Here is a 22,213-nt window from a genome sequence, read left to right as displayed (position 1 = left end):
TACCAGCGAACACCCTTGCGCTCCCGAACGCACTCGTACGCCCCATCCCGGACACTTTGCGCGTCCGGAGGGAGACGGTGGGTCACCGCCGGGCGTAACCAACGCGCCCCCGTGGGAGTTCCCCGGGCATGGCCTTCACCGTCCCGCTTCCCCGCACGCCGCTCGACGGTGGTCCGGCGTGGTGGTACGAGCACGAGCTCGGCTGGGCGACGGTGGCCGGTCCCCCGGTGCAGCTGGTCACGGGGCTGCGCTTCGACGTCCTCGACCTGCCCGCGCCGGCCGGCCGTGGTGTGCTGCGCCGGCTGGGCCCCGCCACGGGGCCGGTGGCCCTGCTGGGGAGCCGGATGCGGCTGCTCGTGGCCGCGGGGAGCGCGGAGGAGCTACCGGGCCTGCTCGACTGGCTGGAGTGGGGCGGGATCGCGCTCGATCTCGCGGCCCTGGGCGCCGACGGCCGGATGACCGCGCCCCTTCCCCCGGGGCGGGGCGGATCCGGCACGCCGGGCGGCGCCGTGTGGCTGCGGGCCCCGGCACCGGGCCGCGAGATCGAGTCCTCGCTGCCGGCGCTGCGGTCCGCGCCGTGGGGCGATGCGGGCGCCCCCTGCCTGGCGCGTCTCGTGGCCGCCGCTGCCGCGGAGTGCCATCGGGTGCGGCTGCTGAGTGCCCGGACCCTGGGGCCGGCGCCTCAGCAGCTCTCGCCTCAGCGGTTCGCGTCCTCGTAGGCCGCCTTGATGTCGGCGGGCACGCGGCCGCGGTCGTTCACGTTGTAGCCGTTGTCCTTGGCCCACGCGCGGATCTTCGCGGTGTCCGGGCTGCCCGTCGCCACGGCACGGCCCTTGCCGCGTCCGCCGGTGGTGCGGCCACCGGTGCGACGACCGCTCTTGGTGTACGGCTCGAGCAGGCCGCGGAGCTTTTCCGCGTTGGCGGTGGTGAGGTCGATCTCGTAGGTCTTGCCGTCCAACGCGAACGTCACGGTCTCGTCGGCCTCGACGCCGTCGAGGTCGTCGACAAGAAGGACCTGAACCTTCTGTGCCACCGGATTTCCTTTCATCGAAAATGCAGTACGCGGAAAGGAAACCGCTTTTCCCGGAAAAACACAAACCCCTGGCAGAGGTTCAGATCCCCGGCAACGCGGGAAACGTGCGCGATTCGGACATAGGGTTCCGGCTCACAGGTGCAGAAGCATCCGGCTGTTGCCCAAGGTGTTCGGCTTCACTCGTTCGAGACCGAGGAACTCGGCGACTCCCTCGTCATAGGAACGGAGGAGCTCACTGTAGACATCTCCGTCGACCGGTGTCTCGCCGATCTCGACGAAGCCGTGCTTCGCGAAGAAGTCCACTTCGAAGGTCAGGCAGAATACCCGCCGCACACCGAGCCATCGGGCCGTGTGCAACAACTTGTCCAGCACCTGATGTCCGACGCCGGCTCCCTTGAACTCGGGATCGACGGCGAGAGTACGGACTTCCGCGAGGTCTTCCCACATCACGTGGAGGGCGCCGCAGGCGACGACGGTGGCGTCCTCGTCGCGTTCCGCCACCCAGAACTCCTGGATGGCCTCGTAAAGGGTGACGGTCGCCTTGTCGAGCAGGATGCCGCGGCGCACGAACGGATCGACGAGACGGCGGACGGCCGCGACATCTCCGGTGCGGGCCCTGCGTACGGTGACGGCTTTGGCGGAGGCGGCGGAGGCGGCCGGGGAAGCAGACGGCGACATGGGGGGACGCTATCGCTCCTGGGGCCCGGTTTCCTCGGCGCCCTCCTCGGGCGGGGCCGTGAGCGGGGTATCGCCCTGGACGATACGGATGGCGTCGTTCAGGGCCGCGCGCTGGTCCTGCGACATCATGCCGAAGAAGGCGATGAGCGCCGCGGCGGGGTTGTCGCTCCGGGCCCATGCCTCGTTCATCAGCGCGGCCGCGTATGCGGCACGGGTGGAGACCGCCGTATATCGATAGGCCCGGCCCTCGACTTCTCTGCGGACCCAGCCCTTCTGATGGAGATTGTCCATGACGGTCATGACGGTGGTGTAGGCGATGGACCGTTCCTGCTGGAGGTCCTCCAGGACTTCCCGGACGGTCACCGGACGGTTCCATTGCCAGACGCGCGTCATGACGGCGTCTTCGAGGTCTCCCAAAGGACGGGGCACAACGTCACTTTAGAACGCAAACCGTCCACGGGGCAGTCATTGACGGAAAGAAACGCAACAAAAAGGACGTACGACCGCGAGGGGGTCGTACGTCCGGGAGCAGTGGACCTCAGGAGGTGGCGGTGCCGTCCGCCTGGCGCGTGGCCTCGGCGCGGGCGAGGGCGGCGTCGACGACGGCGTCCTCCTTGGCCTTGTTCGTGCCGCCCTGGCTCTTGACGATCGTGACGACGAGGCCGATGAAGAAGGCGGCCATCACGACGGGGGGCAGGAGCGCGGATACGTAGTCCATGGCGACCAGGGTAGCTAGCCCGCGGCCCGTTCCTCGGGCGGGGGCGGGGGTACGGGCCTCCGGCGCGGCGGGAACACCTCGGACGGCTTGGGGACCGGGCGCTCGGCCGGCGCGGGCGGCTTCGGCTTGGGCTCGTCGCCCGCCGCGCGCCCGCCGGGCAGGGCGAGCAGCCGCCGGAACCGGGGGGCGGTGGCAACGGGGGTGGCGGTGGCCTGGGAGACCCGGGCCAGGCGCGCGCGTACGGAGCGCTCGGCGAGGATCTGGCAGCGGGCGAGCAGCGTCGCGGCGGCGGGGTTGCGGCGCAGGGCGCGGAGGGCGGCGAGGTCGTCGGCCGCCGGGTCGTACCCGGCGGCGACCGCGTCCTGGAGCAGCTCCAGATAGCCGCTGAGGGACCCGGGCAGAGCCTCGCGGTAGCGGACCAGGTCGTCGAGGAGGAACGCGCGGAGCCGGCCGGCCTCGCGTACGGCTTCGTCCACGGATTCGGCCAGGCGCAGCGCGTCCTGGACGTCCTCGTCCTGGAGGGGGGCGGGGTGGAGGGCGACGGCGAGAGCACGGCGGAGCACACGCAGCTCGTCCGCGCTGAACGCCATGCCGCCGCGGGATCCGTATGGCGTGGGCATGGGGCGACGATACGCGCTAATCGGACAATTTTCTCTTAGCGATCATTGCGGCGCGTCGACGGGCGCGGACGGCGGTGGCGCGTGGCGCCCGGGGCCCGCCTCACATGCGGGAGACGTTCCGCTCGTAGACCAGGCGCAGGCCGATCAGGGTCAGCCAGGGCTCGTGCTCGTCGATCTCCTTGGAGTCGGCGAGGACCATCGGCGCCAGACCGCCGGTCGCGATCACCGTCACGTCCGACGGGTCGCCGTTCGGGCCGACGAGCTCGCGCTTCATCCGGGCGACCACGCCGTCGACCTGGCCCGCGTAGCCGTAGACGATGCCGGACTGCATCGCCTCGACCGTGTTCTTGCCGATCACGCTGCGCGGCCGGGCCAGCTCGATCTTGCGGAGCATGGCCCCCTTGACCCCGAGCGCCTCGACCGAGATCTCGATGCCCGGCGCGATGGCCCCGCCCGCGTACTCGCCGCGCAGGGTGATCGCGTCGTACGTCGTCGCCGTACCGAAGTCGACGACGATCGCCGGGCCGCCGTAGAGCTCGACGGCGGCGACCGCGTTGATCACGCGGTCCGCGCCGACCTCCTTGGGGTTGTCCGTGAGGACCGGGACGCCCGTCTTGACGCCCGGCTCCACCAGGACCGCCGGAACGTCCCCGTAGTACCGCCGCGTGACCTCGCGCAGCTCGTGCAGCACCGAGGGGACCGTCGCGCAGATGGCGATCCCCTCGATGCCGTCGCTCAGCTCGACGCCGAGCAGCGGGTGCATGCCCATGAGGCCCTGGAGCAGGACCGCCATCTCGTCGGCGGTGCGGCTCGGATCGGTGGAGATCCGCCAGTGCTCGACGATCTCGTCACCGTCGAAGAGACCGAGGACCGTGTGCGTGTTGCCGACGTCGATGGTGAGCAGCATCAGGCCCGCACCTCGCGCAGGTCCAGGCCGATGTCGAGGATCGGGGAGGAGTGGGTGAGTCCGCCGACCGCCAGGTAGTCCACGCCGGTCGCCGCGTACGCCGCCGCGTTCTCCAGGGTCAGCCGGCCCGAGGACTCCAGGACCGCGCGGCCCGCGACGAGGGCGACGGCCTCCGCGGTCTCGGCGGGGGTGAAGTTGTCGAGCAGGATCAGGTCGGCCCCCGCCTCCAGGACCTCGCGGACCTGGTCCATGGTGTCGACCTCGACCTCGATCGCCAGTTCGGGGAACAGCTCGCGCACGGCCTTGAAGGCCTCGGCCACGCCGCCGGCCGCCACTACGTGGTTGTCCTTCACGAGGGCCGCGTCGGAGAGCGACATGCGGTGGTTGACGCCGCCGCCGCAGCGGACCGCGTACTTCTCCAGGGCGCGCAGCCCCGGCGTCGTCTTCCGGGTGTCGCGGACCGCGGCCTTCGTGCCCTCCAGGGCGTCCGCCCACGCGCGCGTGGCGGTGGCGATGCCGGAGAGGCGGCACAGGAGGTTGAGCGCGCTGCGCTCGCCGGTGAGCAGGTCGCGGGTGCGGGCGGTGACGCTCAGGAGCACGTCCCCGGCCTCGACCCGGTCGCCGTCCTCGACGTGCCGCTCGACCTCGAACTCGTCCGCGCACACGATGGAGAGCACGGCCTCCGCGACCCGCAGACCTGCGACGACACCCGCCTCGCGGGCGGTGAAGTCGGCGGTGGCGACGGCGTCCTCGGGGACGGTCGCCACGGTCGTCACGTCGACGCCGCCGTCGAGGTCCTCGGCGATCGCGAGGTGGGCGATGTCCTCGACCTGGACGGGGTCGAGACCGGCGTCGGCGAGGAGCTCGGCGAGCGCGGGGTCGAGACCGCACTCGAACTCCTCCGCGCCGCCGCAGGCGCAGCCGTCACCGCAGCCGCCGGCCTCCTCGGCCGCCGGGGCGGCGCTGATCTGGATCAGAGGGACGTCCACGGGCTCGGGACGGGCTTCCTCGGGCGTGGTCACTTCGGCTCCCTGGGGGCATCGGCGGTGGGGGGAAAGTCATGCGTGCCGGTCGTCCGGACGTCGAGGGTGCGCTCGGGCGTGAGGCGTACGACGAGATGGCGGCGCCAGTCCGTGTCGTCGCGGTCCGGGTGGTCCTCGCGCCAGTGGCAGCCGCGGGTCTCCTCGCGGCGGCGGGCGGCGGCGACCAGGACCCGGCCGACGCACAGCAGGTTGGTGGTCTCCCAGGAGTCCACGCCCGGCTCGCCGGCCTTGGTGTCGTCGGTGCCGCCCGCGAGGGCGTCGCTGTGCAGGGCGTCGAGGGCCTCGGCGGCCTCCCGCAGGCTGGCCTCGGAGCGCAGCACGCCCGCGCCGGCCGTCATGATCCGCTGGATACGGGTCCTGGCGCCCGCCACGGGCAGCGGCAGGGTCACCGGAGCCGGGTGCGGCACCGGGGCGCCCGGCACGCGCGGGGCGGCGCCCGTGATGTCCTCGGCGATCCGCTCGGCGAAGACCAGGCCCTCCAGGAGGGAGTTCGAGGCCAGCCGGTTGGCGCCGTGGACGCCCGTGCAGGCGACCTCTCCGCACGCGTACAGGCCGGGGACGGTGGTACGGCCGCGGAGGTCCGTGCGGATGCCGCCGGAGGCGTAGTGGGCGGCGGGGGCGACCGGGACGGGCTCCGTCACCGGGTCGATGCCGTGGGCGCGGCAGGCGGCGAGGATCGTGGGGAAGCGCTGCTCCCACATCTCGGCGCCGAAGTGGCGGGCGTCGAGGTACATGTGCTCGGTGCCGTGCTCCTGCATCCGGCGCATGATCGCCTTGGCGACGATGTCCCGGGGCGCCAGCTCGGCCAGCTCGTGCTGCCCGGTCATGAAGCGGACGCCGTCCGCGTCGACCAGGTGGGCGCCCTCGCCCCGTACCGCCTCGGAGACCAGCGGCTGCTGGCCCTCGGAGCCGGCGCCGAGGAAGAGCACCGTGGGGTGGAACTGGACGAACTCCAGATCGGAGACCTCCGCCCCGGCGCGCAGGGCGAGGGCGACGCCGTCGCCGGTGGAGACGGCCGGGTTGGTGGTGGCGGAGTAGACCTGGCCCATGCCGCCGGTGGCGAGGACCACCGCGGGCGCGTGGACGGCGCCGACGCCGTCGTGCTGCCCCTCGCCCATGACGTGCAGGGTCACGCCCGCCGTACGGCCTTCGGCGTCCGTCAGGAGGTCGAGGACGAGGGCGTGCTCGATGGTGCGCACGCCCCGGTCGCGTATCGCCTCGACCAGGGCCCTGGAGATCTCGGCGCCGGTGGCGTCCCCGCCCGCGTGGGCGATCCGGCGCCGGTGGTGGCCGCCCTCGCGGGTCAGCGCGATCTCGCCGTCGGCGGTCTTGTCGAAGTCGGCGCCGGTCTCGATGAGGCGGCGGACGGCGTCGGGGCCCTCGGTGACGAGGGCGTGCACGGCCCGCTCGTCGCAGAGCCCGGCGCCGGCGACGAGGGTGTCGTCGAGGTGCTGCTCGGGGGTGTCGCCCTCGCCGAGCGCGGCGGCGATGCCGCCCTGGGCCCAGCGGGTGGAGCCGTCGTCGAGGCGTGCCTTGGTGACGACGACCGTACGGAGCCCGGCGGCGGTGCAGCGCAGGGCGGCGGTCAGGCCCGCGACGCCGGAGCCGACCACGACGACGTCGGCGTCGATGGCCCAGCCCGGCGCGGGCGCGTGCAGCCGTATTCCGGTCACTTGGTGGCTCCGAAGGTGAGGGGGATGTTGTCGATGAGCCGCGTGCTCCCCACGCGCGCGGCGACGGCGAGGATCGCCTCCCCGTCGTGGTCGTCGGCGACCTCGGTGAAGTCGGCCGGGTCGACGAGGGCCAGGTAGTCGAGGGTGAGCGGCGGGTCCGCTCTCGTCGCGTCGTCGAGGACGGAGCGGGCCGCGGCCCGTACGGCCCCGGCGCGACCGCCCTCGACCGCCTGCGCGACCGCGTGGGCGTCGGCGGCGGCCCGGGCCTCGCCGAGCCGCGACAGCGCCTCCGCGCGGTTCTCGGACCGGCCCTGGGCGCCCGGCAGGGAGGTGGCACGCGCGCGGAGCGCCTCCTGGGCGGCGAGCCGGTCGCCGGCGGCGAACAGCGCGCGGGACAGGGCGAGGGCGGTACGGCGCTCGTCGGCGGACAGGTAGCGGTTGCGGCTGGAGAGGGCGAGGCCGTCGGTCTCGCGGACGGTCTCCACGCCGACGATCTCGACCGGGAAGTTCAGGTCGCGGGCCATGCGGCGGATCAGGGCCAGCTGCTGGGCGTCCTTCTGGCCGAAGAAGGCCAGGTCGGGGCCGGTGAGATGGAGGAGCTTGGCGACGACGGTCAGCATCCCGTCGAAGTGGCCGGGCCGCGAGGCGCCTTCGAGGAGCTCGCCCATGGGGCCCGCGGTGATCCGGACCTGGGGCTCGCCGCCCGGGTAGACCTCGTCGACGGAGGGCGCGAAGACGACGCTCGCGCCCGCGTCGAGGGCCAGCTCCAGGTCGGCGTCGAGGGTGCGCGGGTAGCGGTCGAGGTCCTCGCCCGCGCCGAACTGGAGCGGGTTGACGAAGACGGTGACGACGACGAAGCCCTTCGCCCCCACGCGTGCGCGTGCGGTCCGGATCAGGGTCGCGTGGCCCTCGTGGAGGGCGCCCATGGTCATGACGACGGCGGTGGAGCCGGGGGCGGCGAAGTGGGCGGCGGCGTACCCGAGGTCCTCGGCCGTACGCACGAGTTCGGCCGGCTGGTGGCGGACGGGCCGCCCGGTGGCGGCGCGGTCGCGGGCGGACAGGCTCATCGGTCGTCTCCTCGCGGCCCGTCGGTGTGCGGCCCTTCGGTGGGCGGACCGTCCGTGTGCGGACCGTCGGTGGGCGGCCCCTCGGCGGGTCCTGTGGTGTACGACCCGCCGGCGGGTCGGGTGGTGCTCGGCGTGGTCTCGGCGAGGACGCCGAGCAGGTCCTCGGCCAGCTCGGGCTTGAGCAGGCCGTGCGCGAGCGCCCGGTCGGCGGTCGTGCGGGCCATCGCCAGATAGCCGGCGACGGTGCCGGGCGCGTGCTTGCGGAGCTCGGCGACGTGCGCGGCGACCGTGCCGGCGTCTCCGCGCGCCACGGGGCCGGTGAGGGCCGAGTCGCCGGACCGCAGGGCGTTGTCCAGGGCGGCGCCCAGGAGCGGTCCCAGCATCCGGTCGGGCGCGGAGACCCCGGCCTTGCCGAGCAGCTCCATCGACTGGGCCACCAGGGTGACCAGGTGGTTCGCGCCGAGGGCCAGGGCCGCGTGGTACAGCGGGCGGGCCTCCTCCGCGATCCACTCGGGCTCGCCGCCCATCTCGATCACCAGGGCCTCCGCGGCGAGCCGCAGCTGCTCGGGGGCGGTCACGCCGAAGGAGCAGCCGGCGAGCCGCTGGACGTCGACCGGGGTGCCGGTGAAGGTCATCGCGGGGTGCAGGGCGAGCGGGAGGGCGCCGGCCCGGCGGGCGGGGTCGAGGACCCGTACCCCGTACCGCCCGGAGGTGTGCACGATGAGCTGCCCCGGCCGTACGGCTCCGGTCTCGGCGAGGCCCTCGACGAGACCCGGCAGGGCGTCGTCCGGCACGGTGAGCAGGACCAGGTCGGCGAGGGCGAGCACGCGCGCGGGCTCGACGACCGGGACCTCGGGCAGGAGGGCCGCGGCGCGCCGCCGGGAGGCGTCGGAGACGGCGGAGACGGCGACGGGACGGTGCCCGGCGAGCTGGAGCGCGGCGGCCAGGGCGGGGCCGACGCGGCCGGCGCCGACGACTCCGACGGTGAGCCGGGCGGGTCGGTCCTCGGCTCGGGACTCTGGCGCTGCTGGTGCGTTCACGGTGGGGACGGCCTTCCGTTCCAGTCCTCGGCGGGTACCGGACGATTTCTGGTCATGCTACGCCAGCGGTTCGCGCTGCCCCGTGGCTGTCCACAGGCTGTGGGCGGTGGTGTGATGATCGGCCCATGAAACCTGCGAGCCCGGCGAGTCACGTGAGTCCTGTGGGTCCTGTGAGTCCTGTGGACGAGGAAGCCGCCCGGCTTCACCGGGCGAAGGTCTGGGGCGGCGCCGAGCGCACGCTGTGGCGCACCCAGGTGGACGGAACGGTCGGCACGCGCCTGCGTGAGCTCGCCGAGTGGACGGAGGCGTCCGCCCACGGCGACGGGCCGCTCGACGTGTACGGGGACGGGCCGGTCGAGACACTGGAGCGGCGCGTCGCTGAGCTGCTCGGCCACCCCGCCGCCGTCTTCTTCCCCACCGGCACGATGGCCCAGCAGGTGGCCCTGCGCTGCTGGGCGGGACGCACCGACAGCCCCGTCGTCGCCCTCCACCCGCTCGCCCACCCCGAGGTCCACGAGGGCGGCGCGCTCGGGGCCGTATCCGGGCTCCGTACGGTCCACCTCACCGACGCGCCCCGGCTGCCGACGGCCGAGGAGGTACGGGACCACCCGGAGCCCTTCGGGACGCTGATGCTGGAGCTGCCGCTGCGCGACGCCGGCTTCGTGCTGCCGACCTGGGACGAGCTGACCGAGGTGGTGGACGCGGCCGGGGAACGGGACGCGGTGGTCCACTTCGACGGGGCGCGGCTCTGGGAGTGCCCGACGCATTTCGGCCGTCCGCTCGCGGAGATCGCGGGGCTCGCCGACAGCGTCTACGTGTCGTTCTACAAGTCCCTCGGCGGTCTGTCCGGCGCCGCGCTCGCCGGACCCGAGGACGTCATGGCGGAGGCCCGGGTCTGGCGGCACCGGTACGGGGGGCTGGTCTTCCAGCAGTACCCGGCGGCGCTGTCCGCGCTCCGGGGGCTGGACGTCGAGCTGCCCCGGCTGCCCTCGTACGTGGCCCACGCGCGCGTGGTGGCCGACGCGGTCCGGGAAGCGTTCGCGGAGGCGGGAACGGGCTGGTTCCGGGTCCACCCCGAGGTCCCGCACACCCACCAGTTCCAGGTCTGGCTCCCGTACGACCCCGAGACCCTGACGGCGGCGTCCCTCGCCCAGACCGAGGCCACCGGCACGGTCCTGTTCCGCCGCTGGTCCGCGCCGGGCGCGGGCGGCCCGCCGGGGGTCGCGGTGACGGAGCTGACGGTGGGGGGAGCGGGCCTGGAGTGGACGGCGGAGGACGTGAGGGCGGCGGTACGGGACTTCCTGTCGCGACTCACGTAGGGGCGCGAGGGCGCCGGGTGTCCGGGCGTCCTCGCGCCGGACGGCGGCGCCGGGTGTCCGGGCGTCCACGCGCTGGACGGCGGCGCGGGGTGTCCGGGCGTCCTCGCGCCGGACGGCGGCGCGGGGTATCCGGGCGTCCTCGCGCCGGGCGGCCCCGTCGTTTGACGGCCCTCGTCAAACGGGGCGACAGCTCCGCCGCCCGGCCCCGCACCATAGGGGGGTGAGCGTGACCATCGACATCACCGGACTGCCGCCCGAGCGGATCGCCTTCTGCCCCTCGCCGCTGGCGGAGCTCGGCAACGCCCTGCACGCGCTCGCCGAACCGGCCCACCACGTCCGGCAGCACGCGTGGACGACGGCGACCACGGCCGCGCTGGCGCCCTGCCTCGCCGACCGCCTCCACGAGGCCGACTTCATGTGGCGGTCCACCCGCTCCGACTTCCTGCTGCCGCCGCAGCCCCGCGAGACCCTCGCGGAGGAGCTGGACGACCTCGACCGCATGGACGACGAGCTGTTCGTCGGCGCGGCTCTGGAGATCTCCTGCAGCAACAGCCACTCCGGCAGGGGTACGCCGTCCCCGCTGGTCGACGAGTGGGCCCGCCGCCGGGCTCTTGACCTGGCCGCCGCGCGGGGCCCGCGCCAGGCCGCGTTCGTGGAGCGGATGCTCGCCGACCCCACCGCCACGCGCGCGTGGATCCGCCGGCTCCTGGAGGACTGCGACGAGGCCTTCTTCGCCGACACCTGGCGCCGGGTCCGCATCCAGCTCGCCGCCGACGCCCGCCACAAGACGGAGCTGCTGCGCCGCAAGGGCCTGGCGGAGGCCCTCGCGGACGCCTCCCCGGCGCTGAGCCTGGAGGAGGACGAGCACGGCACCCGAATCGTCGTCGACAAGCTGGTGCAGGGCCGGACGGACGCCCGGGGCAGCTCCGTGACGCTCCTGCCGAGCGCCTTCGGCTGGCCGCATCTCATCGCCCTGTACGCGCCCGGCTGGCAGCCCGTCATCCAGTACCCGGTCGCCACCCGCGAGGTCGGCGGCACCGAGCCGGTGGAGATGGTGCAGCTGCGCCTGGAGGCGCTGGCCCACCCCATGCGGATGCGCATGTGCCGCAACCTGGCGCGCGGCCCGTACGCGACGAGCGAGCTGGCCCACGCGTTCGGCATCACCGCCCCCGAGGTCTCCCGCCACCTCGCCGTCCTGCGGAAGGCGGGGCTGCTCACCACCCAGCGCCGGGGCCGCTACGTCCTGCACCAGCTGGACTTCTCCGTCGTCGCCCGCCTCGGCAGCGACTTCCTGGAGTCGGTCCTGCGCTGAGCCGGTCGGCCCTGCGGCGCTGAGCCCCGCCTCTGCTCCTGCTCCCGCTGCCGCTCCCGTCAGCCGATCGCGCCGCCGCCCGCCCGGACCAGGCCCGTCTCGTACGCGAGGACGACGACCTGGACCCGGTCGCGGAGGCCCAGCTTGGTCAGGATGCGGCCCACATGGGTCTTCACCGTCGCCTCGGAGAGGACGAGCCGGGCGGCGATCTCGCCGTTCGACAGGCCCTGCGCGACCAGCATCATCACCTCGCGCTCCCGGTCCGTGAGCCGCCCCAGCTCCTTGTGCTCGGGCTCCTTGCCCGACGACGGCAGCATCGGGGAGAAGCGGTCGAGCAGACGCCGGGTGGTCGAGGGCGCCACCACGGCGTCCCCGCTGTGCACCGAGCGGATCGCGCCCAGCAGCTCCGCCGGGGGCACGTCCTTCAGCATGAAGCCGCTCGCGCCCGCCTTGAGGCCGGAGAACGCGTACTCGTCGAGGTCGAACGTGGTCAGGATCAGCACCTTCGGGGCATCCGGCTGCGAGCAGATCCGCCGGGTCGTCTCCACCCCGTCGAGCTTGGGCATGCGCACGTCCATCAGGACGACGTCGACCTCCGTCGCACGCAGCACCTCCAGGGCCTCGACGCCGTCGCCCGCCTCCGCGACGACCTCCATGTCCGGCTGGGCGGCGAGCACCATACGGAAACCGGTGCGCAGCAGCACCTGGTCGTCGACAAGCATCACGCGGATGGACATCAGATTCCTTCGGGTCGTCAGTGAGCGGGCTTGAGGGGGAGCAGGGCGCTGATCCGGAAGCCTCCACCGGGACGCGGGCCCGCGTCCAGCGTGCCGCCGACCATGCCGACCCGCTCCCGCATGCCGATGAGACCGTGGCCCCGGCCGTCGGCTCCCCCGTCCTCGTACATCTCCTGCGGCGCCCCCCGCCCGTCGTCCTCGACGAGCAGCCCGAGGCCGTCGTCGAAGTACACCAGGCGCACGCTGGCGCCGACGTCGGGACCGCCGTGCTTGCGCGTGTTGGTGAGGGCCTCCTGCACGATCCGGTACGCGGTGAGCTCGACACCGCTGGGCAGCGGGCGCGGGCTCCCCTCGATCGCGAAGTCCACGGTGAGACCGGCGCCCCGCACCTGCTCGACGAGGTCCTCGATCTGCTGCACGTCGGGCTGCGGCACGTACTCCCCGGCCTCCTGGTGCTCACCGGTGCGCAGGATGCCGAGCAGTCTGCGCATCTCTGCGAGCGCCTGCCGGCCCGTGGTGGAGATGGTGTCCAGGGCCTGCTTGGCGGTCTCCGGGGAGGAGTCCATCACGTAGGCGGCGCCGTCGGCCTGCACCACCATCACCGACACGTTGTGCGCGACGACGTCGTGCAGCTCGCGGGCGATCCTGGCCCGCTCGGCGGCCACCGCGACCTTGGCCTGGGCCTCGCGCTCGCGCTCCAGGCGGGAGGCGCGCTCCTCCAGCTGCGCGAAGTAGGCGCGGCGGGTGCGGAGCGAGTCGCCGAGGACCCAGGCGAGCACGAACGGCACGGTCATCATGACGACGAAGAAGACCTTGGCGGGACCCGAGGAGGGCTCCGCGATCGGCCATCTCAGCGCGGCGAGCGGAGCGGCGCAGAGTCCGCCGACGAGGGCGAGCCGGGAGGCCCAGCGGGGACCGTCGTGCGCGGCGACCGTGAAGATGACGACGAGCATGGCGAAGTCGGCCATGAACGGTTCGAGCCCGAAGACGAGCTGGGCGAGCCCGAGGGCGACCGCGAGCACCAGCATTCTCTCGGGGGTGCGTCGCCGCAGGGCCACGACCAGGGAGAACAGGGCGCCGACCACGCCGTACGCGACGGGGTTGCCGAGCGCCGGGTAGGTCGTCCCCACCCACAGCACGGAGAACCCGAAGAGGACGACCCCCCAGAAGGTGTCGACGCCCGTCGGGTGTCTGCGGATGAAGTCGTAGAGGCGCTGCACGTCACCCAGAGTAGGGAAGAGAGATAGGTGCAGGGATCAACCGTGGGGTCGATCCTTGGTACCGGGCCCGTACACCCCGGGGTGGAGACTGGGCCCCGTGACGGATGAGACGTGTCAGTGGCAGGGGTGGCGGCAGGCGACGGAACGGGCGCTGTACGGGCCCGGGGGCTTCTATCTGCGCCCCGAGGGTCCGGCGGGGCACTTCCGCACCTCGGTGCACGCCTCCCCGCTCTTCGCGGCGGCCGTGGCCCGGCTGCTCGGCGAGGTCGCGGACGAGCTGGGAACGGCCGAGGTCGACCTCGTGGACGTCGGCGCGGGGCGGGGTGAGCTGCTCACGGGCGTGCTCGCCGCGGCGGAGGGCAGCGGCCTCACGGTCCGGGCGTACGCCGTCGAGCGCGCCGCGCGCCCGACGGGGCTCGATCCCCGGATCGAGTGGACCGACCGGCCGCCCCGGGGGGCGCGCGGGCTCCTCTTCGCGAACGAGTGGCTCGACAACGTGCCGGTGGACGTGGCCGAGGCCGACGCGGAGGGCACGGTCCGGTACGTGGAGGTCCGCGCGGACGGCGCGGAGCGCCTCGGCGCGCCGGTCTCCGGCCCGGACGCGGAGTGGCTGGCCCGCTGGTGGCCCCTGCGGGAGCCGGGAGCGCGGGCCGAGATCGGCCGGCCGCGGGACGAGGCCTGGGCGGCGGCGGTGGCCTCCCTCGCGGCGGGCCGGACGGTGGCCGTGGACTACGCGCACGTACGGGCCTCCCGGCCGCCCTTCGGCTCCCTTACCGGCTTCCGCGCGGGCCGCGAGGTCCCGCCGATCCCGGACGGCAGCTGCGACCTGACCGCCCACGTGGCCCTGGACGCGTGCGAAGCGGCCGTCGGGCCGGGGGCCCCGGAACCGGGCGGCACCGAGCTGGTCCCGCAGCGCGAGGCGCTGCGTCGTCTCGGGGTGTCCGGCGAGCGGCCGCCGCTCGCGCTCGCCTCGGCGGACCCCGCCGCGTACGTCCGCCGCCTCGCCACCGCCGGCGAGGCCGCCGAGCTGACGGCCCGGGGCGGCCTCGGCGACTTCCTCTGGCTGACCCGGCGGGTCCCGGCGCCGGGAGTCTGAACGGACGGACCCGGCGACGGGAGGCGGCCCCAGCGGCGGCGGGCGGGCCGGCGGACGTACGCGGCGGCGGGCGGGCCCGGGGGAGCCCGGCGGTGACGAGCCGACCCCGGCGGATCCCCGGCGTTCGGGCCGCAGGGGATACTGGCCGCATGACGGAGACGACGGTCGGTATCGGCGGCGCGGCGGAGAGCACCGACATGGTGCTGAACATCGGGCCGCAGCATCCCTCGACCCATGGTGTGCTCCGGCTCCGGCTCGTGCTCGACGGCGAGGTCGTCCGGCAGGCCGAGCCGGTCATCGGCTACATGCACCGCGGCGCCGAGAAGCTCTTCGAGGCGCGGGACTACCGGCAGATCATCATGCTGGCCAACCGCCACGACTGGCTCTCCGCGTTCTCCAACGAGCTCGGCGTGGTCATGGCCGTCGAGCGGATGCTGGGCATGGAGGTCCCGGAGCGCGCGGTGTGGACCCGTACGCTCCTCGCCGAGCTGAACCGGGTCCTCAACCACCTGATGTTCCTCGGCTCGTACCCCCTCGAACTCGGCGGGATCACCCCGGTCTTCCACGCCTTCCGGGAGCGCGAGGAGCTCCAGGCGGTGATGGAGGAGGTCTCCGGCGGCCGGATGCACTACATGTTCAACCGGGTCGGCGGGCTCAAGGAGGACCTGCCCGCGGGCTGGCTGGGGCGGGCGCGGCAGGCCGTCGCGGACGTGCGGTCGCGGATGGACGTGTACGACCGGCTGGTCCTCGGCAACGAGATCTTCCGGGGCCGTACGCGCGGGGTCGGCGTCCTGTCCCCTGCGGCGGTCCACGCGTACGGGGTGTCGGGGCCCATCGCCCGCGCCTCGGGCGTCGACTTCGACCTGCGCCGGGACGAGCCGTACCTGGCCTACGGGGAGCTCCAGGACACCCTGCGGGTCGCGGTGCGCGAGGAGGGCGACTGCCTCGCCCGGTTCGAGTGCCTGCTCGACCAGACGCACAACTCCCTCGACCTGGCGGACGCCTGTCTGGACCGGATGGCGGAGCTGCCGCCGGGTCCGATCAACCAGCGGCTGCCGAAGGTGCTCAAGGCGCCCGAGGGCCACACGTACGCGTGGACCGAGAACCCGCTCGGCGTCAACGGCTACTACCTGGTGTCCAAGGGCGAGAAGACCCCGTACCGGCTGAAGCTGCGCTCGGCCTCGTTCAACAACATCCAGGCCCTCGTGGAGCTGCTGCCGGGGACGCTCGTCGCCGACATGGTGGCGATCCTGGGTTCGCTGTTCTTCGTCGTCGGCGACATCGACAAGTAGCCGCCCGGCCAGGTGCGCCGGGGGTCATCTCCCCCAGCGCATCACGGCGTACACCCGTTCCTCCTTGCCGGGCCGCCGCCGGTCGACGACGGTCCAGCCCCAGCGCGCGTACCGGTCCGTCAGTTCCGGTACGTCGAGGGTCATGAGCAGCGCCGGGCCGGGTGTCCCGACCACGAGCAGCGCGTCGTGGAGGCTTCGGCCGATGCCCAGGCCCTGGTGGGCCGGTGCGACGACGAGTTCGGCGACCTCGAAGGCGGGGGCGGCTCCGGACAGGGCCGTGTCGTTCCATCCGGCCGCGAACCCGAGGAGGGTGCCGTCGGGGTCGAGCGCGATCACCCCGGTGTAACCGTCCTTCCGGGCGGCCGCGTCGAGCAGCCGGTCCACGGTCCGTACGGCGGCGAGCGGCGGCTCGTGCCAGGGGGCGCCGCAGAACGCCTGGGCGCACAGGGCCAGTAGCTCGTCCCGGCGCCGGACGCCCTCACCGATCGGCAGGTCGGTGAGGCGGTACGTCACGAGTTCACGGCTCCGCGCAGTTCGGCGAGGTCGAGCTGCTCGGTCTCGTCGTGCGCGGTCAGGTCGATGACCTGGCCGATCGCCTGGGACGGCGCCGGGACGCCGGGGGCCGCCTGGCTGCCGGGGGCGCCTGCGGTGCCGGGGGCTCCGGTGGCGCTGACGGGGGTGAGGAGCGGGGTGCCGAGCGCGGTCCGGCTCGCCAGGGCCTCTTCGAGGACCTCCTCGCCCACGACGTCGGCCAGGTCCGTGTGCTGCACGGCCTCGATGGCCGCCGCCGCCTTCTGCGTACCGAAGAAGTCGAATCCGCCCTCGGGGCGCGGGACGGGCCTGCGGGCCGCGTACGGGACGATCGCGGCCGCGGTGGGCACCGCCGGCACCTTCGTGGAGGCGGGCGGGACGGGCGCGGCCGGCGGGAGCGCGAGGGTGGGGGCGGCCGGGCGGGTGTGCTCGGTTCCGGCGGCCGCCGCGTGCTTCCCCTGCGGCTCCTCCGTCTCCCTCGCCCGCTCGGCGAGGTCACGCGCGCGGGCCGCCTCGGTGGTACGGCGGGCCTGCTGGGCCGCGGCGTTGCGCGGGAGGTCGCGGAGCGCCTGGGCGGCGCGGCGGAAGGCCTCGGGGGTGGGCGTGGAGCCGGCGGCGGGCAGCGCCTTCGCGGTCGCACCGGTGGACGTACCGCCTGCCGTGCCGTCCGTCGTGCCGTCCGTCGCTCCGGTCGCTTCCAGGGCGAGGACGCGCCGGCCCTCCAGGGCGCTGGCCCGCTCGGTCTCGGCGGTGGCGTACCGGCGGAGCAGATCGGCGTGCTCGCCGCGCAGGGCGGCGAGCTCCACGCGCTTGGCGCGGAGCTTGGCGTCGAGCCGGGAGCGCAGCGCGCGGGACTCCTCCAGGTCGGACTCCAGCTCGGCGGTCCGCTCCTCGGCCTTCCACTGGTCGGCGGTGCGGGCCCGGTCGAGCTCGGCGACCTTCAGACCGGCGCCGCGGTCCCAACTGCGCATGAGGACGGCACCGGTGACGGCGGCGGCCGCCGCCGCGGCGGCGAGCAGCCGCACGGCCACCAGATCTCCGGGCAGCCAGGCGGCCGCGGCACACACGACCGCGGCGCCGGCGACCGCGGAGGGCGGCAGCAGCTTGTGCAGAGGCGGGGAATGGCGGTGGCGTCCACGTGGCATGGCCTGAAATTTACCGTGCGTAGGCGTGGTGTGGGGCGTCGGCCCGGCAATCTCTTGGCGACTTCTCGCCATCAGAAGTGGATATCCGCCGTTCCGGTTCCGTTTCGGGCCGACTCCCCTCAGTCGGCGTCTACTTCTTGAGCAGCCCCTTCGCCGTCAGATACTCCTTGGCGACGTCCTCCGGCTTCGCCCGCTCGGCGTCCACCTTGCGGTTGAGTTCGGCGAGATCCGCTGTGGTCAGGACCTTGGTGATCTTGTCGAGGGCGGCGGCTATCTCGGGAGAACCGGCGTCCTTCGCGTTCACCACGGGAAGCACGTTGTCGGCGTTCTGCAGCTTCTTGTCGTCGTCGAGGAAGACAAGGCCGTAGCTGTCGATGGTGGCGTCCGTGGTGGTCGTCAGGACCAGCTGGTCCACCCCGTCCTTGACCGCCTGCTTGGCCTGCGGGGTACCGACGCCCTTGGGGTCGATGCCGGTCACGTCGATCCCGTACGTCTTCTTCAGACCCGGCGCGCAGAACGGCCGTACCGCGCATTCGTCACCGGCGGCGATCTTCACCTTCAGCTTCGACGCGCCGAGATCCGAAAGAGTCTTCAGCTTGTTCTTCTCGGCGAATTCCTTCGTCACCGCGAAGGCGTTCTGATCGATCGCCCCGCCGACCGCGAGCACCTTGAGACCGCGCGGTTCGGCGAGCCTCCGCAGTGCCTCGACCGTGGCCGCCGCGTCACCGGAGGCGACCGGCTTCTCCTCCGGCGCCTTCGGCCCGTTCACCTTCGCGTTGAGGAATTCCGCGAGCGTCGCCGCGTATTCCGGCAGGACGTCGATCTCGCCCTTCTCCAGGGCGGGCTCGTACAGCTCGCGATTCTTCACGGTGGTGATGGACACGGAGTACCCGGCGTCCCGCAGCGTCTGCGCGTACAGCTCGGCGAGGACCTTGGCCTCGGTGAACGCGGCCGCGCCGACCACCAGCGAACCCCTCTCGCCGGTGCCGGGAAGCCCGGCGCTCCCGGAGCCCTTCTCCTTGCCCTGCTCCAGGCTTTCACCGCCGCACGCGGCGAGCACGGCGGTCAGCGCCGCCGTACCCAGTACCGCGCCCGCGATACGCGAGACCCTGTTCACGAGATCACCCATCTCCAGTCAGTTTTCGATCGGTCTTCCACGTCGTCCGTCCGTCCGCCGCCCGACGAGGCGGTCCGCGCCCACGAGGACGCCTTCCACCAGGAGGGCGAGCAGCGCCACGAGCACGGCGCCCGCCACGACCTGCGCGGTGTCGTACGTGGCGAAGCCGGCCGTGATGATCCGGCCGAGGCCGCCCTGGCCGACCATCGCCGCGATCGTCGCCGTGGCGACCACCTGCACCGCGGCCGAGCGCACCCCGGCCGTCACCACCGGCCGGGCCAGCGGGAGTTCGACCCGCAGGAAGAGCTGGCCGCCGGTCATCCCCATGCCCCGCGCGGCCCGGACCGCGGCCCGGTCCACCTCCCGCACCCCCACGTACGCGTTGGTGAGGAGCGGCGGTATCGCGAACAGCACGAGGGCCACCACGGTCGGCACATAGCCGGCGTTCCGCAGGGGGGACACCATGAACAGGGCGAGCACCGCGAAGACGGGGACCGCCCGCCCCACGTTCGACACGTTCACCGCGAGTGCCCCGCCCCGGCCGAGGTGGCCGAGCCACAGGCCGAGCGGCAGCGCGAGTGCCGCCGCGATCAGCAGCGCCGCCCCGCTCACGTACACATGCTCGGCGAGCCGCCGCCCTATGCCCTCCCCGCCCGTCCAGTGCGCGCCGGTGGTGAGCCAGCCCCAGGCCTCCGTCACGATGCCCATCTCACCCACCTCCCGGCGCGGTCCGTATCCGGGCCCACGGCGTCAACAGCCGCTGGAGGCCCAGGAGCAACAGGTCGGCGGTGACGGCGAGCAGCACGCACAGCACCGAGGCGGCCAGCATCTGCGCCTTGAAGAAGGTGGGCAGCGCGTCCTCGATGAGATTGCCGAGGCCGCCGCGGCCGACGACCGAGCCGACCGTCGTCAGCGCGATGGTGGACACCGTCGCCATCCGTATCCCCGCCATCAGGACCGGGAGCGCGAGCGGCAGTTCGACCTGGCAGAGCAGCCGGAGCGAGCCGTACCCCATGCCCCGGGCGGCCTCCCGGGTCTCGGCGGGCACCGCCGCGAGCCCCGCGAGCGTGTTCCGCACGAGGATCGTCAGCGCGTACAGCACAAGACCGGTCACCACGAGCGCGGCCGACAGACCGAAGAAGGGCAGCAGAAGGGAGAACATGGCGAGCGACGGCACCGTGTAGAGCAGGGTGGTCAGGCCGAGCACCGGCCCCGCGAAGCGCGGTCGCGCCCGCACGAGCAGCGCCAGGGGCACCGCGACGACCAGCGCGATCAGCACGGACACGACCGTGATTCCCACGTGCTGGAGCGTGGCGTCCGTCAACTCCTCGGCGCGCGTGCGCAGATACTCCCCGCAGATCCAGTCGTTCGCGACCAGACAGTTCGGCGCGCTCATCCGTCCCTCCCCCGGGTCTCCGACTTCCCGAACGCGTGTATGACGACCCTAACCCCCGCCACCGACAATCCCGGAGACCCACCACAATGCGGCAACACGCCCTTCACACACCCTGGGCGTCCAGGGGCCAGAATGGGGAACCATGATCCGGTTCGAGCACGTGACCAAGCGGTACGCGGACGGCACCACCGCCGTCGACGACCTCTCCTTCGAGGTCTCCGAGGGCGAACTCGTCACCCTGGTCGGCCCGTCCGGCTGCGGCAAGACGACCACGATGATGATGGTGAACCGGCTTGTCGAGCCCACCTCGGGCCGCGTCCTCGTCGACGGCCGGGACGTCGCCGACGTCGACCCCGTCGCCCTGCGCCGCAAGATCGGCTACGTCATCCAGCAGGTCGGGCTCTTCCCCCACCGCACGGTCCTCGACAACACCGCGACCGTCCCCGCCCTCCTCGGCTGGAAGAAGGCCGCTGCACGCGCGCGTGCCGCCGAACTCCTCGACCTCGTCGGCCTCGACCCGGCGGTGTACGGCTCCCGCTACCCCGCCCAGCTCTCCGGCGGTCAGCGCCAGCGCGTCGGCGTCGCCCGCGCCCTCGCCGCCGATCCGCCCGTCCTCCTCATGGACGAGCCCTTCGGCGCCGTCGACCCCGTCGTCCGCGAGCGCCTCCAGAACGAGTTCCTCGCCCTCCAGGCCACCGTCCGCAAGACCGTCCTCCTCGTCACCCACGACATCGAGGAGGCCGTCCGCATGGGCGACCGGATGGCCGTCTACGGGCAGGGCCGCATCGAACAGTTCGACACCCCCGCCACCGTCCTCGGCTCCCCCGCCACGCCGTACGTCGCGGACTTCGTCGGCAGCGACCGCGGCCTCAAGCGGCTCGCCGTCACCCCCGTCACCGAGGCCGACCTCGACCCCGGCCCGGACGGCGCGGCACCGGGGCAGAGCCCGGACGGCGCCCCCGCTCCCGTCCCACTCGGGACCTCCCTCAAGGACGCGCTCGCCGTGCTCCTCCAGCACGACACCGGCCGGCTCACGGTCACCGGAGCCGACGGGCGCCCGCTCGGCGTCCTGACCCCGGCGGGCGTCCACCGCGCCCTGCGGCGCGCGACCGTGGAGTGAGCGTCAGGTCGCGCTGAGCCGCCCACCCATCCAGACCATGCCCGGCGGGATCTCCCGGTTCCAGGTGTTGAAGTTGTGGCCGCCGCTCTCCAGCGTGATCGACGAGACCCTCGCCGGGCTCTTCACCTTCTTGATGAAGTCCAGCGTGCCCGCCCGGTTCCCCTCGCCCCGCTCCGACGTCGTCACCAGGAACGACGACTTCCCCTGCGGCAGATGGTCCAGGCTCCACAGCAGGTCCGCCCGCTTGCGCAGCCGGTCGTCCCCGTGGAAGAGGTCGCCCGTCGTCACGTCCTCCGCCGCCCGGTAGTACGCGGAGAACCCGGCCCCCGCCGCGAACCGCTCCGGGTGGTGCAGGGCGATCTTCAGCGCGCAGTACCCGCCCGTGGAGTTCCCCATGAACCCCCAGTTCCGGGCCTTCGTGCCCACCCGGTACGACTCCGAGACCGCCTTCGGCAGATCCACCGCGAAGAAGGTCTCCGTCTGCGGGCCCCCGGGCACGTCCACGCACTCGGTGTCCCGGGGCGGCGCGACCGTCGGGCGCGTCATCACCAGGATCATCGGCTGCATCCGGCCCTCCTTCGCCTGGAGGTACGCCGTCTTCGGATACTTCAGCCCCTTGATCAGGTTCTCCGCCGTCCCGGGATACCCCGTGAGGACCACCGCCGCCGGGAACGTGCGCTTCGCGTACCGCTCCTGGAAGTACTCCGGCGGCAGGTACACATAGGCCGGCGAAGTGATCCCCGACCGCTCCCCCGCCACGACCACCTTCTGAATCTGGCCCGCGACCGCCGGACGCGCACCGCCCGGCACGTCGAGCGCCTGCGTCCCCACCACCCGCAGGTCCTTCGAACCGGCCCCGTGGTCCACGACCACACCCATGTCCTGCTCCTGGCCGAACAGATCGGCCCACGAGCCGTAGAAGAGGAACGACCGGTTCGCCGCCAGACCCACCGCCGCGAACAGCGCCACCTGCGTCGCGAGCAGCAGCCCCACCCGCCCCAGGTACGCCCGCCAGCCACGGCGCGCGAGCCGCGGCCACAGCCAGACCGTGGCGAAGAACAGCGCCACGGCCAGCGCGACCGCCACCACGAGGACTTTGTTGCTGGTGAGACCCATGGGACGACCGAGCCTTCTTTCTGAGAATTTCCT

At 73.4% G+C, this 22,213-nt stretch carries 24 protein-coding genes; 6 read left to right on the top strand and 18 right to left on the bottom strand.

Annotated features, from left to right (window positions below; all coding sequences use genetic code 11):
- The first annotated feature begins 128 nt into the window (after positions 1–128).
- Complete coding sequence (locus tag ABT034_RS20060) at positions 129–719, top strand: SCO3374 family protein (protein WP_351216937.1); 591 nt, start codon at positions 129–131, stop codon at positions 717–719.
- On the opposite strand, the gene ABT034_RS20055 is transcribed toward ABT034_RS20060, so the two are convergent.
- From ABT034_RS20055 to ABT034_RS20010, 10 genes are all read right to left on the bottom strand, one after another.
- A complete protein-coding gene (locus ABT034_RS20055; RefSeq protein ID WP_351216935.1) occupies positions 698–1,033 on the bottom strand; it encodes a histone-like nucleoid-structuring protein Lsr2 in 336 nt (111 codons plus the stop codon). The two genes, ABT034_RS20060 and ABT034_RS20055, sit on opposite strands and share 22 nt — an antisense overlap.
- A 132-nt stretch (positions 1,034–1,165) precedes the next feature.
- The gene (locus tag ABT034_RS20050; RefSeq protein WP_351216933.1) at positions 1,166–1,711 is read right to left on the bottom strand and encodes an amino-acid N-acetyltransferase; all 546 of its coding nucleotides are present in this window, start codon (positions 1,709–1,711) and stop codon (positions 1,166–1,168) included.
- A 9-nt stretch (positions 1,712–1,720) separates the two neighbouring features.
- Complete coding sequence (locus ABT034_RS20045) at positions 1,721–2,140, bottom strand: BlaI/MecI/CopY family transcriptional regulator (RefSeq protein ID WP_351216931.1); 420 nt, start codon at positions 2,138–2,140, stop codon at positions 1,721–1,723.
- A gap of 109 nt (positions 2,141–2,249) precedes the next feature.
- Positions 2,250–2,429 (bottom strand): hypothetical protein, encoded by a 180-nt coding sequence (locus ABT034_RS20040; RefSeq protein WP_351216929.1) that lies wholly within the window; start codon positions 2,427–2,429, stop codon positions 2,250–2,252.
- Between the two features lie 14 nt (positions 2,430–2,443).
- On the bottom strand, positions 2,444–3,019 hold the full coding sequence (locus ABT034_RS20035) for a hypothetical protein (protein WP_351217003.1): 576 nt from the start codon (positions 3,017–3,019) through the stop codon (positions 2,444–2,446).
- Between the two features lie 130 nt (positions 3,020–3,149).
- On the bottom strand, positions 3,150–3,956 hold the full coding sequence (locus tag ABT034_RS20030) for a type III pantothenate kinase (protein ID WP_351216927.1): 807 nt from the start codon (positions 3,954–3,956) through the stop codon (positions 3,150–3,152).
- Positions 3,956–4,978, bottom strand: a complete 1,023-nt coding sequence (gene nadC / locus ABT034_RS20025) for a carboxylating nicotinate-nucleotide diphosphorylase (RefSeq protein WP_351216925.1) — start codon at positions 4,976–4,978, stop codon at positions 3,956–3,958. The genes ABT034_RS20030 and nadC overlap by 1 nt, the downstream gene beginning before the upstream one ends.
- The gene (locus tag ABT034_RS20020; RefSeq protein WP_351216923.1) at positions 4,975–6,672 is read right to left on the bottom strand and encodes an L-aspartate oxidase; all 1,698 of its coding nucleotides are present in this window, start codon (positions 6,670–6,672) and stop codon (positions 4,975–4,977) included. The genes nadC and ABT034_RS20020 overlap by 4 nt, the downstream gene beginning before the upstream one ends.
- The gene (gene panC, locus ABT034_RS20015) at positions 6,669–7,739 is read right to left on the bottom strand and encodes a pantoate--beta-alanine ligase (protein WP_351216921.1); all 1,071 of its coding nucleotides are present in this window, start codon (positions 7,737–7,739) and stop codon (positions 6,669–6,671) included. Before panC ends, ABT034_RS20020 begins: the two co-directional genes overlap by 4 nt.
- Positions 7,736–8,779 carry a Rossmann-like and DUF2520 domain-containing protein gene (locus ABT034_RS20010; RefSeq protein WP_351216919.1) on the bottom strand — a complete coding sequence of 348 codons (1,044 nt, stop codon included), beginning with the start codon at positions 8,777–8,779 and terminating at the stop codon, positions 7,736–7,738. The genes panC and ABT034_RS20010 overlap by 4 nt, the downstream gene beginning before the upstream one ends.
- Before the next feature lie 125 nt (positions 8,780–8,904).
- Here ABT034_RS20010 and ABT034_RS20005 point away from each other — a divergent pair, with 125 nt between their 5' ends.
- Both ABT034_RS20005 and ABT034_RS20000 read left to right on the top strand, forming a co-directional pair.
- On the top strand, positions 8,905–10,098 hold the full coding sequence (locus tag ABT034_RS20005; protein WP_351216917.1) for a threonine aldolase family protein: 1,194 nt from the start codon (positions 8,905–8,907) through the stop codon (positions 10,096–10,098).
- A gap of 220 nt (positions 10,099–10,318) precedes the next feature.
- Positions 10,319–11,410, top strand: a complete 1,092-nt coding sequence (locus ABT034_RS20000; protein WP_351216915.1) for a DUF5937 family protein — start codon at positions 10,319–10,321, stop codon at positions 11,408–11,410.
- 59 nt (positions 11,411–11,469) lie between these two features.
- On the opposite strand, the gene ABT034_RS19995 is transcribed toward ABT034_RS20000, so the two are convergent.
- Both ABT034_RS19995 and ABT034_RS19990 read right to left on the bottom strand, forming a co-directional pair.
- Positions 11,470–12,147 carry a response regulator gene (locus ABT034_RS19995; RefSeq protein ID WP_351216913.1) on the bottom strand — a complete coding sequence of 226 codons (678 nt, stop codon included), beginning with the start codon at positions 12,145–12,147 and terminating at the stop codon, positions 11,470–11,472.
- 17 nt (positions 12,148–12,164) lie between these two features.
- Complete coding sequence (locus ABT034_RS19990; RefSeq protein WP_351216911.1) at positions 12,165–13,367, bottom strand: sensor histidine kinase; 1,203 nt, start codon at positions 13,365–13,367, stop codon at positions 12,165–12,167.
- A gap of 97 nt (positions 13,368–13,464) precedes the next feature.
- Between ABT034_RS19990 and ABT034_RS19985 the strand changes: the two genes are divergently transcribed.
- Together ABT034_RS19985 and ABT034_RS19980 are read left to right on the top strand one after the other, a co-directional pair.
- A complete protein-coding gene (locus ABT034_RS19985) occupies positions 13,465–14,463 on the top strand; it encodes an SAM-dependent methyltransferase (protein WP_351216909.1) in 999 nt (332 codons plus the stop codon).
- A 149-nt stretch (positions 14,464–14,612) separates the two neighbouring features.
- Positions 14,613–15,755: an NADH-quinone oxidoreductase subunit D gene (locus ABT034_RS19980; protein ID WP_073810924.1), complete on the top strand. Its 1,143-nt coding sequence runs from the start codon at positions 14,613–14,615 to the stop codon at positions 15,753–15,755.
- Between the two features lie 24 nt (positions 15,756–15,779).
- Here ABT034_RS19980 and ABT034_RS19975 read toward each other — a convergent pair whose 3' ends face one another.
- The 5 genes from ABT034_RS19975 to ABT034_RS19955 form a co-directional block, all read right to left on the bottom strand.
- The gene (locus tag ABT034_RS19975; RefSeq protein WP_351216907.1) at positions 15,780–16,268 is read right to left on the bottom strand and encodes a GNAT family N-acetyltransferase; all 489 of its coding nucleotides are present in this window, start codon (positions 16,266–16,268) and stop codon (positions 15,780–15,782) included.
- Positions 16,265–17,431: a hypothetical protein gene (locus ABT034_RS19970; protein WP_351216905.1), complete on the bottom strand. Its 1,167-nt coding sequence runs from the start codon at positions 17,429–17,431 to the stop codon at positions 16,265–16,267. The genes ABT034_RS19975 and ABT034_RS19970 overlap by 4 nt, the downstream gene beginning before the upstream one ends.
- A gap of 130 nt (positions 17,432–17,561) precedes the next feature.
- Positions 17,562–18,560, bottom strand: a complete 999-nt coding sequence (locus ABT034_RS19965; protein ID WP_351216903.1) for an ABC transporter substrate-binding protein — start codon at positions 18,558–18,560, stop codon at positions 17,562–17,564.
- 6 nt (positions 18,561–18,566) lie between these two features.
- Positions 18,567–19,256 (bottom strand): ABC transporter permease, encoded by a 690-nt coding sequence (locus ABT034_RS19960; protein WP_351216901.1) that lies wholly within the window; start codon positions 19,254–19,256, stop codon positions 18,567–18,569.
- Position 19,257: 1 nt separating this feature from the next.
- Positions 19,258–19,944 (bottom strand): ABC transporter permease, encoded by a 687-nt coding sequence (locus tag ABT034_RS19955; RefSeq protein ID WP_351216899.1) that lies wholly within the window; start codon positions 19,942–19,944, stop codon positions 19,258–19,260.
- 142 nt (positions 19,945–20,086) lie between these two features.
- Here ABT034_RS19955 and ABT034_RS19950 point away from each other — a divergent pair, with 142 nt between their 5' ends.
- Positions 20,087–21,064 (top strand): ABC transporter ATP-binding protein, encoded by a 978-nt coding sequence (locus ABT034_RS19950; protein WP_351216897.1) that lies wholly within the window; start codon positions 20,087–20,089, stop codon positions 21,062–21,064.
- Positions 21,065–21,067: 3 nt separating this feature from the next.
- Here the strand turns inward: ABT034_RS19950 and ABT034_RS19945 are convergent, their stop codons facing one another.
- Positions 21,068–22,180 carry an alpha/beta hydrolase gene (locus ABT034_RS19945; protein ID WP_351216895.1) on the bottom strand — a complete coding sequence of 371 codons (1,113 nt, stop codon included), beginning with the start codon at positions 22,178–22,180 and terminating at the stop codon, positions 21,068–21,070.
- Between the last annotated feature and the right edge of the window lie 33 nt (positions 22,181–22,213).

The organism is Streptomyces sp. NPDC002773 (assembly GCF_040295605.1).
Classification (GTDB): domain Bacteria; phylum Actinomycetota; class Actinomycetes; order Streptomycetales; family Streptomycetaceae; genus Streptomyces.
This window is presented reverse-complemented; position numbering and strand designations above follow the sequence as displayed.

What these genes read in the sequence shown, in the direction of transcription:
- ABT034_RS20060 (WP_351216937.1), top strand. Translation starts at nt 129, where the DNA reads ATGGCCTTCACCGTCCCGCTTCCCCGCACGCCGCTCGACGGTGGTCCG.
- ABT034_RS20050 (WP_351216933.1), bottom strand. Translation starts at nt 1,711, where the DNA reads ATGTCGCCGTCTGCTTCCCCGGCCGCCTCCGCCGCCTCCGCCAAAGCC.
- ABT034_RS20040 (WP_351216929.1), bottom strand. Translation starts at nt 2,429, where the DNA reads ATGGACTACGTATCCGCGCTCCTGCCCCCCGTCGTGATGGCCGCCTTC.
- ABT034_RS20035 (WP_351217003.1), bottom strand. Translation starts at nt 3,019, where the DNA reads ATGGCGTTCAGCGCGGACGAGCTGCGTGTGCTCCGCCGTGCTCTCGCC.
- ABT034_RS20030 (WP_351216927.1), bottom strand. Translation starts at nt 3,956, where the DNA reads ATGCTGCTCACCATCGACGTCGGCAACACGCACACGGTCCTCGGTCTC.
- panC (WP_351216921.1), bottom strand. Translation starts at nt 7,739, where the DNA reads ATGAGCCTGTCCGCCCGCGACCGCGCCGCCACCGGGCGGCCCGTCCGC.
- ABT034_RS20005 (WP_351216917.1), top strand. Translation starts at nt 8,905, where the DNA reads ATGAAACCTGCGAGCCCGGCGAGTCACGTGAGTCCTGTGGGTCCTGTG.
- ABT034_RS19995 (WP_351216913.1), bottom strand. Translation starts at nt 12,147, where the DNA reads ATGTCCATCCGCGTGATGCTTGTCGACGACCAGGTGCTGCTGCGCACC.
- ABT034_RS19980 (WP_073810924.1), top strand. Translation starts at nt 14,613, where the DNA reads ATGACGGAGACGACGGTCGGTATCGGCGGCGCGGCGGAGAGCACCGAC.
- ABT034_RS19970 (WP_351216905.1), bottom strand. Translation starts at nt 17,431, where the DNA reads ATGCCACGTGGACGCCACCGCCATTCCCCGCCTCTGCACAAGCTGCTG.
- ABT034_RS19965 (WP_351216903.1), bottom strand. Translation starts at nt 18,560, where the DNA reads ATGGGTGATCTCGTGAACAGGGTCTCGCGTATCGCGGGCGCGGTACTG.
- ABT034_RS19960 (WP_351216901.1), bottom strand. Translation starts at nt 19,256, where the DNA reads ATGGGCATCGTGACGGAGGCCTGGGGCTGGCTCACCACCGGCGCGCAC.
- ABT034_RS19955 (WP_351216899.1), bottom strand. Translation starts at nt 19,944, where the DNA reads ATGAGCGCGCCGAACTGTCTGGTCGCGAACGACTGGATCTGCGGGGAG.
- ABT034_RS19950 (WP_351216897.1), top strand. Translation starts at nt 20,087, where the DNA reads ATGATCCGGTTCGAGCACGTGACCAAGCGGTACGCGGACGGCACCACC.
- ABT034_RS19945 (WP_351216895.1), bottom strand. Translation starts at nt 22,180, where the DNA reads ATGGGTCTCACCAGCAACAAAGTCCTCGTGGTGGCGGTCGCGCTGGCC.